This is a genomic window from Psychrobacillus faecigallinarum, assembly GCF_014836595.1.
Classification (GTDB): domain Bacteria; phylum Bacillota; class Bacilli; order Bacillales_A; family Planococcaceae; genus Psychrobacillus; species Psychrobacillus faecigallinarum.
Map to the genome: position 1 here is coordinate 122,380 of NZ_JACSQO010000002.1, position 14,187 is coordinate 136,566.

The window sequence follows — 14,187 nt, forward strand, 5'->3', positions numbered from 1 at the left end:
TATTTCAACATTCATTTATAAAAGAGGCAGTTTTATTTGTACTGTCGTGCCTATATTAGGAGTACTTTTTATTTCAACAGTCCCTTTATGCAATTCGACAATCTCTTTTACAATAGCCAATCCTAAACCAGATCCTTTCAATGAACGTATTCGTGCATGATCCGCCCGATAAAAGCGATCAAATGCACGACTGGCTTCTTCAGCTGTCATACCGATCCCTTCATCCAAAACTTCTAACACCATATTAGTAGAAGTAACGCTTAGTTGGACTTCAATGGAATCTCCAGGCTCACTATATTTAATTGCATTGGTCAACAGATTCTCCCAAACAGTTCGAAGGAGTACTGCGTTTCCTTTCACTTTAACAGCTACCAATTTAGCTGAAATTCCAATCTCTTTTTCATCAAATGCGTACCGCAAATGAGACAGTATGTCGCGTATCTGTTGGTCAATGAAAATCTCCTCTACTAAATCTGTCGCTTCTACATCAAATGACGCTAAAGTGAGTAATTGTTTAGTTAAAAGAGATAGGCGAGTCGTTTCTTCTTGGATAATGGCAGCGTATTGTTTTTTTTCCTCCTCGCTGCTTTCTTTCTTTTGAAGAAGAGACAAATAACTTTGTATTGTATGAAGCGGTGATTGTATATCATGGGACACATTGTGAACGAATTCTTTACGTTTTAAGGTGGATTGTTCAATACTATTACGCATCTTGATAAATTGATCGGCCAAACGGCCAATCTCATCTTTTCGATCAATGGAAAGAGGTACGTCAAAGGTTTCCGTACCCATTTTTTCTGTCGCTTCCGTTAATTTCGTAATCGGTTGAATCAATAAGCGTGCGACCAGTAGCATTCCGATAAAACTCAATAAAATGATACCTGCTGCCATTCCACCAAATAATAAGTGAAGTTCTTGGAAAAGAAGCTTAATATTCGGCCGTAGGAAGAGTGCGTGGTTTTCACCATTAAGTTCCAGAGGAACACCCACTGTATTTTCTAACTCGTTGGCAAAAAAACCGGTAACGAAGGTTTCTCGCGGAAAATCTCGTATACCATTAAAAACTTCCCCGTCCAGAACTTGTTGAACGTTCTCATCATCAATAGATTCGTCCCGGAACTTTCCGCCAAAGCGATTTACAGTCTTTCCATCTGTGACATACAGCTGATAACCGGCATCTCCTAGCAAACTAAAAGTTTTTTCAATTTGATCTGTGGGGAGGTTATCCATGAATTCGATAATAGATGTGGCAACGTCCAGATTTTTGTCGTTATTTTCTTCTTTTAAATATTGATGATAATAGGTGTTCATCGCGAAAAAGGAGACAACGCTGCTGAAGAGCATTGTTGCAAAGGTGAACCAAATAAATTTGACATAAAGGCTCATGTGTTCACCTCAAGTTTATAGCCTACTCCTCTTACAGTTATGATCCGAACATCTGGAGCGAAACGCTCTAAACGTTGGCGTAGACGTTTAATATGAACATTCACCGTCTGTTCATTGCCTTGAAAGTCAATTCCCCATATTTGTTCTATTATTAAATCTCGACTCAGCACTTGTCTAGGTCTCGAGGCAAGAAGTGTCAGCAATTCAAATTCTTTAAGGGGAATGAGCAATATTCCTTGTTGCGAGCTTACTTCGTAGCTTTTGAAATCAATGGTCAAGGAACCGATAGTCAACGTGTCATTCTCGGGATAATTATATCTTCGCAAAATAGCTTTAACCCGGTATAACAACTCCTTAGACTCGAAAGGTTTAACTAGATAATCGTCAGAGCCGGCTAAGAATCCACGCTCTTTATCTTCAATATGATGACGAGCAGTAAGCAGGATGACTGGAAGATCGTAATCTTTACGCAATATTTTTGTAAGTTCAAACCCATCCATACCTGGCATCATTACATCAACTACTGCTAAATCCATTGCCTTAGAATTTAAGCACATTAAAGCTTGTTCGCCTGAAGTCGCTTCAATTACTTCATAGCCATTTTGTCGAAGTTCGGCTGAAACAAAATTCAGCATATGTATATCGTCATCTACTGCAAGTATGCGAATCACTTAAATCCTCCTTCATATGCATTGTAAAATAACAATAATTAGACTATAAGGCTTAATAAACGAAGAAGCAATTAATGAGAAGAAAAAGGAAGATGTAATTTATAGAGGCACCTAAAGAAGATTATTAATGTTTCAATTGGTTTCGCGGAGGACTAGTTTAGGAAGTAGGGTAAAAGGGAGGATTACTTTCTATTACTTGTTTTATCTTTCATTATAGACAAAATAAAAAAGCCTCCAAACCCTGTATTAACAAGGTTGTGAAGGCTTTTAACATCACTCTTTGCAGAGCAATAAGATTAACGAGAGTAGAACTCAACGATAAGAGCTTCGTTGATTTCAGCTGATAATTCGCTGCGTTCTGGAAGGCGAACGAAAGTACCAACTTTGTTGTCTGCGTCAAATGTAAGGTATTCTGGTACGAAGTTGTTTACTTCGATTGATTCGTTTACAACGTCCAAGTTTTGAGATTTTTCACGAAGTGAAATTTCTTGACCTGGTTTTAAGCGGTAAGAAGGAATATCAACACGTTTACCATCAACCATAACATGACCGTGGTTAACTAATTGACGAGCTCCACGACGAGTGCGAGCAAGACCTAAACGGTATACAATGTTATCAAGGCGAGTTTCAAGAAGAATCATGAAGTTTTCACCATGTTTACCTTGCATTTTACCAGCTTTATCAAACAAAGTACGGAATTGACGTTCGTTTACACCGTAAGTGTGACGAAGTTTTTGTTTTTCTTGTAATTGAAGACCGTACTCAGTTAATTTTTTACGTTGGTTAGGACCGTGTTGTCCTGGTGCGTATGGGCGTTTTTCTAATTCTTTACCAGTGCCACTTAGTGAGATACCAAGACGACGTGATAATTTCCATGCTGGACCTGTATAGCGAGCCATGAAAGACTCCTCCTTTGTATTGGTTTTATTTTGTTGTAAAATAAGAACCAGATGCATTCAGAAAAGCAGCCATTTCGTTTTCATGTATCATCGCCCTAGCAGCCGAGGGTTACGGGATACACCATCTATATACATAGAGGAACAAAATGAACAATCTAATCCATACAACTGCTGCATTTATTTTACACAAAGATTATTGTATCTTGCAGGAAACAGAAAGTCAATCATATTCGTTTGAACTCATCATATTTAAATTGTTTTTGGAGATAGAATATATTGACAATCAGGTAGTTTTATAGTCAAATTGAATTATAAGGGTTTTGGGCTAAAAGTATCATGTTTTCTCTTAGAAAGCTGAGAGGTGTATAAATGGACAATCAAATAGACTTAACGAAGTTTAAAGGTAAAGTGTTTGACATATGGACAGAATTTGCGTTTAGCCATGAGTCTAGTGCTAAATGGTTCGAGGATTTTAAAATTTTATTAGCCGAATTTTTTGATGTGAAGTATGCCGGCTATTATATACAAGATGCACATACATTTATTCAATTGAAATGGAATCATTCACTCTCCAAGAAAAGAGAAGCCATTAGATGGCATGAGATAGAGGGTTTTTTCTACGAAAAAGATTTTGCAGAAATTCCTTTTATAAGAAAAGAGGAAAAATTGAACAGAGAAGTTTCTATTCTCTTAAGAGATGAAGAAAACGTTATACTCGGAATGCTTATGATGGACCTAACTGAAAAATGGGAGAGATTTTCTCAAACACCAGATGTAAATGAATTTATTGCCATTGTAAGTAAACTAATCAAGGTTATTCGAAAGTCAGTTTATCTCACTCAACAAGAGCACCAATATCGAAATCTATTTAATGTTACAAAGATGTTCCACTCGACTCTAGAAATTGACCAAATTTTACAAGGGACATTATTTGCCATTCATGATGCGTTTCCTGACTTTGGCACGACTCTAATACTATCGAATGATCAAGATCGTAAAACTTCTGTTCCTTACAAGCTGTTTGATTATACAGCGGAAAGACCTGCTACAGTAGAAGCATATGTGTCAGGGGAGATAACTTCCGATTTAGTAGAAGACCTAGAAATGAGACAGCTAAACGTACCGATTAAAGGAAAGCAGGGGAACTATGGGATTTTACAAGTTTCCACCCCTCTAGATTATTTGTTTTCCTATAGACAGAAGGAGTTTATCACGATGCTTGCTGCCACGGCGGGAAATGCATTGGAAAATGCGAAGTTATTTATCCAATCTCACCGTCTAGTAGGTGACTTACAATTAATAAATGAAACTACGCATAAGTTAAATATGAATTTATCGCAGGGTGAAATGGTTATTTTTTTAAGAAATCAGCTGATGAAATCCTTTCAACCAGAGCATGTGTGCTTTGTATTTATAGAGGATGAAGAATATTCTATAAATGCAGCAAGTTCGGATTATTTTTATACATTAGAAGGTCAAATGTATATCCAGCACGTGGGCAACCAATTTAAAAAAATGAAGGATTCTCTGTTTATAGCTGACTTCAATCGGATTAGCAATGCAAATGTTGCATATCGATCTCTAGTGGCAATTCCTTTGAGAGAACAAGATACTATTACTGGATTTAGCATTGTATTGCATAGTGAACCTTACTATTTTTCCTTTGATAGTTTCAAATTAATGCAATCATTAATACAGCATTCCTCTTTAGCACTTAGTAACTCAGCGCTTCGTCATAAGCTTCAAGAAATGGTTGATCGTGATCATTTGACGAATCTCTACGCTAGAAGCTATTTAGATAGGTATGTAGAGGAATCTATGGAGAAGGATACAAGCGGGACATTTGTATTAATGGATATTGATAACTTCAAACAAATAAATGACACACATGGTCATCAAATAGGGGACAGCATTCTTAGGCAAATTGCTACCGTTATTGAGAAGCAAGTTGAAAAATTAGGGATTGGTGCACGTTGGGGCGGGGAGGAGCTTGCTCTATATTTTTCCGAAATGACTCTTGAAGAAGGGAAAAAAATTTGTAAATCTCTTTTAGAAATAATTCCTATATATACAAATCCAAGTGTAACTGTGTCTATCGGTGTTTCGTTATGGTGTGAGGACGGCGAAATGAACTTCCACAATTTGTTTCATCATGCTGATACCGCGTTATATGAGGCAAAAAATAATGGTAAAAACCAGCTCTGTGTTTATAAGGCAGACCACTTCTAAGAGTAGCTGCCTTTTCTTTTTTTTAATAAATGTGTACACTATTGTTGTAAGCGTTTACAAAAGGGGTGCACTATTTTGGGAAAATCATCAATGGAAAAAGAAACATTATTAATTCATCAAGGGTACACGACAGAAAATCATCACGATAGTTTAGCTGTTCCGTTGTATCAAACTTCTACTTTTGCATTTGAGAATGCTGAGCAGGGTGCAAGACGATTTGCAGGGGAGGAAGCAGGCGGAATATACTCTCGCTTAGGGAATCCAACTGTTAATGTACTGGAACAAAGAATGGCTGCAATTGAAAATGGAGAGGGAGCGCTTGCCTTTGGGTCGGGGATGGCCGCAGTGAGCACAATCCTAGTACATTTAACAAAGGCAGGTGACCATATTTTATGTACTAGAGGCATTTATGGTTGTACATTCGGCTTACTCAACATTATGAAAGAAAAATACAATATTACACATAGTTTAGAAAAATTAACGACAGAAGAAGAGATTGAAGCTTCTATTAAACCGAATACAAGTTGTATTTATATTGAAACACCGATTAATCCAACAATGGAAATTGTAGACATTGCTTTAATCACGAATATTGCTAGGAAGCATAATATTCCAGTAGTAGTAGATAACACCTTTTGCTCTCCATATATACAAAATCCTTTGGACATAGGAGCGGACTTTGTGCTGCATAGTGCAACGAAATACATTAATGGACATGGTGACGTAATAGCTGGACTTCTGGTTGGAAAGAATAAAGAAGAGATGGATAAAATCCGCTCAACAGTTCAAAAGGATTTTGGTGGAATCATTTCTCCGTTTGATGCTTGGCTATTAATTAGAGGGTTAAAAACTTTGCATGTAAGAATGGATAGACATTCAAAAAATGCAGAAGAGGTGTTCTCCTTTTTAGCATCGCACCCTTCAGTAGAATCCATTTATTATCCTTTCGATGAGAAAAATCCTCAGTATGAGGTAGCAAAGAAACAGATGAAAAGTGGGGGGGGACTTATTTCTTTTGCAGTTAAAGGAGGCAAAGAAAAAGCCCAACAGCTGATGGATGCTCTTTCCCTTATCAAGATTGCTGTTAGTCTTGGTGATGCAGAAACGCTAATACAGCATCCGGCAACAATGACACATTCTGTTGTACCGGAAAAAGAAAGAGTTGCAATGGGGATTACTGATGGATTACTCCGACTGTCTGTCGGTCTAGAAAACTCCGAAGATATAATAGAGGATTTAAAGCAAGCCTTTGATAATTTGAAGCTATAAAAAAGAGAGGATGGCCGTGACATAAGTCAGGGGCATCCTCTCCTAATATTAAAAAACAAAGTCCTATCTTATATATGCTTAATAAGCACCTCTATAAATTTTTCTAAACCCTCTGCATCCTCGGAAGAAAAACGTTCTTTTACAGGGCTATCAATATCTAAAACTCCAACTAGTTTACTATCTTTTACTATAGGTACAACTATCTCCGATTGAGAGGCAGCGTCACAAGCAATATGACCAGGGAATGCGTGAACATCTGGAACGATAATCGTTTCCTGTGTTTCTGCCGCAGTACCACAAACGCCTTTACCCAGCTGTATTCTTACACAAGCAGGTAATCCTTGGAATGGTCCTAGTACAAGACCGCCGTCTTCTACTAAATAAAATCCAACCCAATTTATTTGATCAAAAAATTGGTTTAAAAGTGCTGCAGCATTACTTAAGTTAGCGATCACATTTTTTTCGCCTTCTAATAGAGCATCTAGCTGCTTAGATAATAATGAATAATTAGCTGATAAGTCAGTTGAATAGTTGGTTGTTTGAAACATATTGATTCTCCATTCTACAATATATTACTTATAAGATTATAATGCTGATGTAAATCTTTTGCTTGATGTGCATCTGAACCGAACACTAAAGGTATTCCTAATTTTTTTGCTAGTGATACGTATGGAAGTGGCGGATAACTCTCTTTACAAAAGGGCTTAGCAAAGCCAGCACTATTTACATCTAACTCCATATTTCTATTCTTTATTTCTACTAGTATAGCTAATATGTCCTCATGATCGTCAACCGTTTTGGGGAGAGCGTGCTGAAACTTATGAGCAAGCGTAATATGCCCAATTCGTTTTGGCTTAAATATTCCTAAGTCGCTCGTTATTGAATCCATCACCGTTTTGTAATACAATTTATAGACAGACATAGGATTACCTAGTTTTTGAACAAATTTTAGAAAAACTTCTTTAGAATAATCGATACATACATAGTCCTCATGAGCGAGTAAGAAATGTACGGATAAAATCGAATCATCTAAATATTTGCCATAAGTGTTTAGAAAACTAGTAGTTTCAAGTTCGAAGCCTGTAATATAGTCAATTTCCAAACCTGTAGATATAACAATATCTTGTTTGTATTCTTTTTTCAACTGATCTAGATCAAACAGATATGCCTCAAGTAGTTTTAAGTCCATGCCACTATCTTCGTCTGGGGTAGGGTCTTTAAAATTAGAAGGCAACGGAGCATGCTCGGTAAAGGAGATTTCGCTAGTTCCAGCTTGTATAGCCTTCTCAATATATTGATGAAAGCTATCTAGAGATCCATGTGGGCAGTAAGGTGTATGTATATGTCCATCTTTTATCATTATTACTAGCTCCTTTTGACAAAAGTAAAATATTTTTAACATTTCCTAGGTTTATTCTTCTTTTATGAAACAATAACATAAAAAGCATGGTAATATATAGAGTAAGATAGAATTAGAACTTTTTGATTTTGGAACAGGGGGCTTACGATGAGGTATATCATCCCAGCAGTCATTGTACTTTTAGTAATAGCAATCATTGCATTTATCATACGAAAAAAACATCATACAGAAATTGCTCGATTGGAGCATGAAAAGCACCAAATTCAAAACAAGCCTATTTTAGAAGAAATGACGAAAGTTAAACAACTGAATATGAATGGGCAGACAGAGGAAATGTTCGAAAGATGGCGCAATACCTGGACAGAGGTTATGGATGTACATATGCCTAAGATAGACGTTCTTCTTTTTGATGCAGAAGAATATGTAGATAAGTTCCTATTTATGAAAGCCACCAAAATCGAAAAAGAGCTTCAAATTTTAATATCCTCTTGTGATGAAAAAATGTCAGGCATCATTAAGGAACTCGAAGAACTGATCGGTAGTGAAGAAAAGAATAGAATTGAAATAGAACAATTGAAAGAGCAGCACCGAGCGGCAAGAAAAACATTACTTGCTCATCAATATTCCTTCGGAGAAGCGGCTCCTGCTCTAGAAGCCAAGTTAGAATCCTTTCTTCCACTTTTCGAGGAATTCGATCATTTAACTGATACAGGTAACTATTTGAGTGCTAGAGAAATAGTGATTAATATTCAAAACGAAGGACAAAAATTCTTTCATAAAATACATGAGATTCCAACATTGCTGAGCGAAATCCAACATAAGATTCCAGCTACTATTCATGAATTACGAAATGGTCAAAAAGAAATGGAAGCAAGCTCTTACTACTTGCAACATTTAGAAATGACAAAGAAGCTAGATGGATTAGAAGCGGAGCTTGGAGAATTGAAAGCCTCTATTGTGGAACTCGAGGTTAGTAAGCCATTGACTCGTGTAGAAGAGATTAAAGAAGAAATAGAAACTTTCTATGATTTATTGGAAAAAGAAGTATTGGCTAAAAAGTATGTGGATAATTATAAGGATCAAACCGCTATACGATTAAAAGAAGTAACGAGTGCTACTAAAGCGATAAACGAAGAAGCAACATATGTTCAACAAAGCTATCGTTTACCTGAAAAAGAAGCTGAAATTCCTCAAAGCTGTCTAAAAGAGCTGGAGGAACTTAATAAGAAGTTTAGCCTTCTAGCTCAAAGAGTTGAAGAAGAAAAATCTGCTTATTCTAGCCTTCAAGAGGAGTTAAATGATATTGCTGAAGAAATCGATCGGTTATACGAAGAACAGGATCGTTTTGCGAATCGCTTAAAAAATCTTCGTATTGATGAAAATAAAGCTCGTGAAAAGCTAGATGATTTAAAAGTATTACTGCATGATACAGACCGAATGATTCAAAAGGCTAATATTCCAGGAATTCCAGAGGAAATGGACGTCCGTCTAGAAGAAGCAGAAGAGCATATTTATGTTGCTATGCAAAGCCTACAGGAAGTTCCATTGAATATGACGTTAGTAGATGGCTATCTTGAAAAGGCTGAAGCTTGCATGGAAGAAGTGCACCAAAAAGCCAAAGAAATGCTAGAGAATGTAGAGTTAACCGAAAAAATTATTCAATATGGTAACCGTTATCGTGCGACACATCCAAATGTCCATGCACGTTTACTCGAAGCAGAGGAAGCATTCAGACAGTTGCGCTATGCTAAGGCGTTAGAGGATGCTGCTACTGCTGTGGAAGAGGTGGAACCGGGAGCTTTAAAGAAAATCGAAATGATGATTAAAGAAGCAGCTTGGCGTACATAACAAATATCTGGCATTAGCTATTAATTATTTTATAAAATCAGATAGAAATGTAGACCACCTCACTACTTGTGAAGGTGGTCTTTTTCCTAAAAAGGAGAGAGAATACTTTGATTTATTTGGACAATAGTGCAACAACCAAGGTTTTGCCTGAAATAATGGATACCTTTATTGCAGTGAATGAAAAATATTGGGCAAATCCATCCTCCATACATGAATTTGGTCATAACACAAATGAGCTGTTACAATCAGCGCGCGAGCAGGTTGCAGAAATATTGCATACGTCAAGCTCGAAGATATATTTTACATCAGGAGGAACTGAATCAAACAATTTAGCTATTTTTGGGCTGGCTAACAAGTACAAATTCCGAGGGAAGCATATACTTGTCTCAAAAATAGAACATCCATCTGTTTTAGAGGCAGCTAAACAGCTAAATACATTGGGTTTTGAAGTAGAATTCATTCCCGTTGATTCTAAAGGAATCATTGACTTAGTTGAACTACAAAAGCTACTAAGGAAAGAAACATCTCTAGTTAGTGTCATGCATGTGAATAATGAAATAGGTGCTATTCAACCAATAGAAGCTATTAGTAAAATGGTTAGAAGCAATAGTAAGGCAGTTATTCACATCGATGCCGTTCAGAGCTTTGGCAAGTTACCGATAGATTTCAAGCGTTATGATATAGATGCGCTTACTATTTCATCTCATAAAATTCATGGCCTAAAAGGTTCAGGTTTACTTGCACTTTCTAAAACACGTGAAGTGGAGCCAATGATCCTCGGTGGCGGACAGGAAGCTGGAATTCGTAGTGGCACTACACCTGTCCCCTTAGCAGTATGCACTGCTAAAGCAATTAGAATTGCTAGTGCTAGCTTAGAAAAAAATACAACGGAAATGAAGAGGCTAACAGAGGAGCTTGTTCATTTTCTTCGTGGCTTCGAAAATATTAAGATTATTTCTCCAGATACTCGTGCTCCCCATATCGTTACTTTTTCTGTGCGTAAAGTTAAGGGAGAGGTTATAATCAATGCATTGCAAAAAAGAAATGTGATTGTGTCGACAAGCAGTGCTTGCTCGTCTAGACAAACGAAGACAAGCCATGTGTTGCAGGCAATGCATATTTCAGATGATTATATTAAGGGAGTTATTCGGTTAAGTATTAGTTCCTTAACAACAGAACAGGAAATAGATACGTTTAAAAAAATATTCACCGAAGTGATAAATGTTATTAAAGGAGATTAAATGTTATGAAGTGGGAAAAAATATTAGTTAGGTACGGAGAGCTATCAACAAAAGGAAAAAATAGAAAGCAGTTTATCAATCATTTACGTAATAATATAAAATTTTCATTTGTGGATTTGCCTAATATAAAGGTTCATGCAGAAAGAGACCGTATGTTCTTAACTTCTTCTGATGATGAGGAAATTCAAGAGCTTATTAAACGTCTGCCTAAAATTTTTGGTATTCAATCCTTTAGTCCGGTTGCTTCTTGTACACAAGACATAGAAGATATTCAAAAAACTGCATTAGAGATTATGGAAAGTTTAGATACAGAGGATAAAACCTTCAGAGTTACGGTCAAGCGGACCGATAAACGATTCTCTATGGATACGTATGAATTGCAAACAACTGTTGCAAGTAATGTACTAAGAAATTATCCTTCTCTAAAAGTTCAAATGAAAAAGCCAGAAATTGATTTGCGAATTGAAGTTCTAGCAGATGCTGTTTATATGATGGCACAAGTAATTCCAGGAGCAGGAGGAATGCCATTAGGATCTAATGGTCGTTCATTATTGATGCTTTCAGGTGGAATTGACAGCCCTGTAGCAGGATACATGCTAATGAAGCGTGGGGTAAGATTAGACGCTATCCATTTTCATAGTCCCCCTTTTACAAGTGAGCGCTCAAAAGAAAAGGTTATGGATCTTGCCAATCAGTTGAGTCATTTCGGGGCAACTGTACGCCTTCATGTCATACCTTTTACAGAAATACAGCAAAGTATTCAAGCTCAAATTCCTGATAATGTTTCAATGACAACGACGCGCAGAATTATGATGAAAATTGCAGATCAAGTTCGTCTTGAAATTGGTGCATTGGGTATTGTAACTGGAGAAAGCTTAGGACAAGTGGCTAGTCAAACGCTTGAAAGTCTAACTGCAATCAATGCAGTAACTTCTACACCTATTTTTAGACCTTTAATATCAATGGACAAATTAGACATTATTGATATTGCCCGGGAAATAGGGACTTATGACACATCTATTCTTCCATACGAGGACTGTTGTACTATTTTTACTCCATCATGCCCTAAAACAAAGCCGAAGCTAGAAAAAGTGGAATTCTACGAAAGCTTTAAGGATTTTGATGAGCTAATAAAAGAAGCGGTTGAAAATAGAGAAGTTATTTCGTTTCCAAAGAAAAAAGAAAATGCTTTTGAAGAACTCTTGTAAAAATAACAAAATATACCTCATTTCTTGTGTACATAAAAAGAATGAAATCGACCATTCTAATTTCACAAGGAGGTGATTACAATGTCTTCAAACAACAGCAACCAACTTTTAGTTCCTGGTGTGAAACAAGCTCTTGATCAAATGAAATATGAAATCGCTCAAGAATTTGGTGTGAATCTTGGAGCAGATGCAACTGCGCGTGCCAACGGATCCGTAGGCGGAGAAATTACTAAGCGTTTAGTGCAAAAAGCTCAACAACAAATGAACGGTTTTAACAGCTAATAATATAAAAAGGAAGTCGGCAGTGAAAACTGTTGGCTTCCTTTTTCAATTTTAAGTAAGCCAAGATAAAGCCCCTTCAACGAATAAACTCATGCCATTATATTTTTTGAAAAATAAAATTATTATTTGAAAATTGAGAAGAATCCCCTATACTTTATAGTAGAACAAGAAGGGGGAAATGATTCATGAACAAAGAAGATTTAATCGCACCATCACACTATAATTTAGTCAGCGAGTTTGAGAAGTATGGTTCAGATGAAAATAGGTTAGCTCTTATTTGGGAATCAGATAAAGGTGAAAAGAAACAAATCACCTATAAAAATTTAATCCTTCGAGCAAACAAAATTGCAAATGTATTTACTAACAAGGGCCTTAAAAAAGGCGATGTAGTGCTTATTATGGTACCTCGACTAATTGAAGCATATGAAGTTTATATTGCCGCTTTAAAAGCAGGTTTAGTCGTAATACCAAGCTCCGAAATGTTAAGAGCAAAAGATATTGAATATCGTTTATCACATAGTGAAGCAAAAGCGATTATATCTTACGAACCCTTCCTGTCTCAATATGAAGAGGTAAGGGATTTAGAGAGTAGGCTATTATTTGTTATAGGCCAAGGTCAAGAGCAATGGATTTCTTTAACAGATGAGATGGAGAAGGAAGAAGATAGTTTTCCTACAATAGATACATTAAAAGAAGATATAGCTTTCTTATCTTATACGAGTGGAACTACAGGTAATCCTAAAGGTGTTGTTCATACACATGGCTGGGCTTTTGCACATTTGCGTACTTCAGCTCCTAATTGGCTAGGTATTGAGGATGGGGACATTGTATGGGCAACTGCTAGTCCAGGATGGCAAAAATGGATTTGGAGTCCTTTCTTAGCTACTCTTGGTAGTGGTGCAACAGGATATGTATATAACGGTAAATTCGAACCGAAAGTATATTTGAAGAACATTCAGCAACATAAAGTCAACGTTCTTTGCTGTACACCTACAGAATATAGAATTATGGCAAAGGTAGAAGGGCTTGCAGATTATAATCTTTCTAGCCTTCACAGTGCAGTATCTGCAGGAGAGCCATTGAATAGAGAGGTTATTGAAACCTTTGGGAAATTATTTAACCTCGAAGTAAGAGACGGATATGGGCAAACTGAAAATACTTTGCTAGTTGGTACTATGAAGGGGATGGATGCTAAGCCTGGTTCTATGGGCAAACCTACTCCAGGGAATACTGTAGAGGTTATAAACGACCAGGGTGAACCTTGTGCTGCAGAAGAAGTAGGCGACATTGCTGTTCATATAGAAACTCCAGCTCTTTTTAAGGAATATTTAAAGGATCCAGAAAGAACCTCAATGCAATTTAGAGGAGAATACTATATAACAGGAGACAGAGCTAGAAAGGATGAAGACGGCTATTTCTGGTTTGAGGGAAGAGGAGATGACATCATCATTAGCTCTGGGTATACTATCGGACCTTTTGAAGTAGAGGATGCATTAACTAAACACACATTAGTACAAGAATGCGCAGTTGTTGGAAGCCCAGATGAAGTACGCGGTACGATTGTTAAGGCATATGTCGTGTTAAGAGATTCTTCCGTGGTGCCAACTGAGGAGCTAGTGAAGGAGCTTCAAGACCACGTAAAATCTCTTACTGCACCATACAAGTATCCTAGAGAAATAGAATTTATATCTGAATTACCTAAGACGACTTCAGGGAAGATCAGAAGAATCGAGCTTAGACAAAAGGAATTATTAAAGACTAAGTAAAAATTATAAACTTAGTTACTGCTAGGAC

13 protein-coding genes are annotated in these 14,187 nt (G+C 36.8%); 8 read left to right on the top strand and 5 right to left on the bottom strand.

Annotated elements, in window-relative coordinates:
• Positions 1–15: 15 nt before the first annotated feature.
• From H9650_RS05305 to rpsD, 3 genes are all read right to left on the bottom strand, one after another.
• A complete protein-coding gene (locus H9650_RS05305) occupies positions 16–1,386 on the bottom strand; it encodes a sensor histidine kinase (protein WP_191696762.1) in 1,371 nt (456 codons plus the stop codon).
• Positions 1,383–2,057: a response regulator transcription factor gene (locus H9650_RS05310; protein ID WP_144535342.1), complete on the bottom strand. Its 675-nt coding sequence runs from the start codon at positions 2,055–2,057 to the stop codon at positions 1,383–1,385. The genes H9650_RS05305 and H9650_RS05310 overlap by 4 nt, the downstream gene beginning before the upstream one ends.
• Before the next feature lie 296 nt (positions 2,058–2,353).
• Entirely contained in the window at positions 2,354–2,956 is a 603-nt protein-coding gene (rpsD, locus tag H9650_RS05315) for a 30S ribosomal protein S4 (RefSeq protein WP_144535344.1), read from the bottom strand.
• Positions 2,957–3,102: 146 nt separating this feature from the next.
• Between rpsD and H9650_RS05320 the strand changes: the two genes are divergently transcribed.
• The 3 genes from H9650_RS05320 (at position 3,103) to megL (ending at position 6,454) form a co-directional block, all read left to right on the top strand.
• Positions 3,103–3,255 (top strand): hypothetical protein, encoded by a 153-nt coding sequence (locus tag H9650_RS05320; protein ID WP_154310360.1) that lies wholly within the window; start codon positions 3,103–3,105, stop codon positions 3,253–3,255.
• A 70-nt stretch (positions 3,256–3,325) separates the two neighbouring features.
• Positions 3,326–5,185, top strand: a complete 1,860-nt coding sequence (locus H9650_RS05325; protein ID WP_144535346.1) for a sensor domain-containing diguanylate cyclase — start codon at positions 3,326–3,328, stop codon at positions 5,183–5,185.
• Positions 5,186–5,260: 75 nt separating this feature from the next.
• On the top strand, positions 5,261–6,454 hold the full coding sequence (megL, locus tag H9650_RS05330; protein WP_370455707.1) for a methionine gamma-lyase: 1,194 nt from the start codon (positions 5,261–5,263) through the stop codon (positions 6,452–6,454).
• Between the two features lie 68 nt (positions 6,455–6,522).
• Here the strand turns inward: megL and H9650_RS05335 are convergent, their stop codons facing one another.
• Positions 6,523–7,002 (bottom strand): GAF domain-containing protein, encoded by a 480-nt coding sequence (locus H9650_RS05335; RefSeq protein WP_154310362.1) that lies wholly within the window; start codon positions 7,000–7,002, stop codon positions 6,523–6,525.
• A gap of 14 nt (positions 7,003–7,016) precedes the next feature.
• Positions 7,017–7,814 (bottom strand): histidinol-phosphatase HisJ, encoded by a 798-nt coding sequence (gene hisJ / locus H9650_RS05340; RefSeq protein WP_144535350.1) that lies wholly within the window; start codon positions 7,812–7,814, stop codon positions 7,017–7,019.
• A 147-nt stretch (positions 7,815–7,961) separates the two neighbouring features.
• Between hisJ and ezrA the strand changes: the two genes are divergently transcribed.
• The 5 genes from ezrA to mbcS all read left to right on the top strand — a co-directional run bounded on the left by ezrA (position 7,962) and on the right by mbcS (position 14,159).
• Positions 7,962–9,662: a septation ring formation regulator EzrA gene (gene ezrA, locus H9650_RS05345; RefSeq protein ID WP_144535352.1), complete on the top strand. Its 1,701-nt coding sequence runs from the start codon at positions 7,962–7,964 to the stop codon at positions 9,660–9,662.
• Positions 9,663–9,769: 107 nt separating this feature from the next.
• On the top strand, positions 9,770–10,903 hold the full coding sequence (locus H9650_RS05350) for a cysteine desulfurase family protein (RefSeq protein ID WP_154310366.1): 1,134 nt from the start codon (positions 9,770–9,772) through the stop codon (positions 10,901–10,903).
• A gap of 5 nt (positions 10,904–10,908) precedes the next feature.
• Positions 10,909–12,111: a tRNA uracil 4-sulfurtransferase ThiI gene (thiI, locus tag H9650_RS05355; protein ID WP_154310368.1), complete on the top strand. Its 1,203-nt coding sequence runs from the start codon at positions 10,909–10,911 to the stop codon at positions 12,109–12,111.
• Between the two features lie 81 nt (positions 12,112–12,192).
• Complete coding sequence (locus H9650_RS05360; RefSeq protein WP_144535358.1) at positions 12,193–12,393, top strand: alpha/beta-type small acid-soluble spore protein; 201 nt, start codon at positions 12,193–12,195, stop codon at positions 12,391–12,393.
• Between the two features lie 185 nt (positions 12,394–12,578).
• Positions 12,579–14,159, top strand: a complete 1,581-nt coding sequence (mbcS, locus tag H9650_RS05365) for an acyl-CoA synthetase MbcS (RefSeq protein ID WP_151113541.1) — start codon at positions 12,579–12,581, stop codon at positions 14,157–14,159.
• The last annotated feature ends 28 nt before the right edge of the window (positions 14,160–14,187 follow it).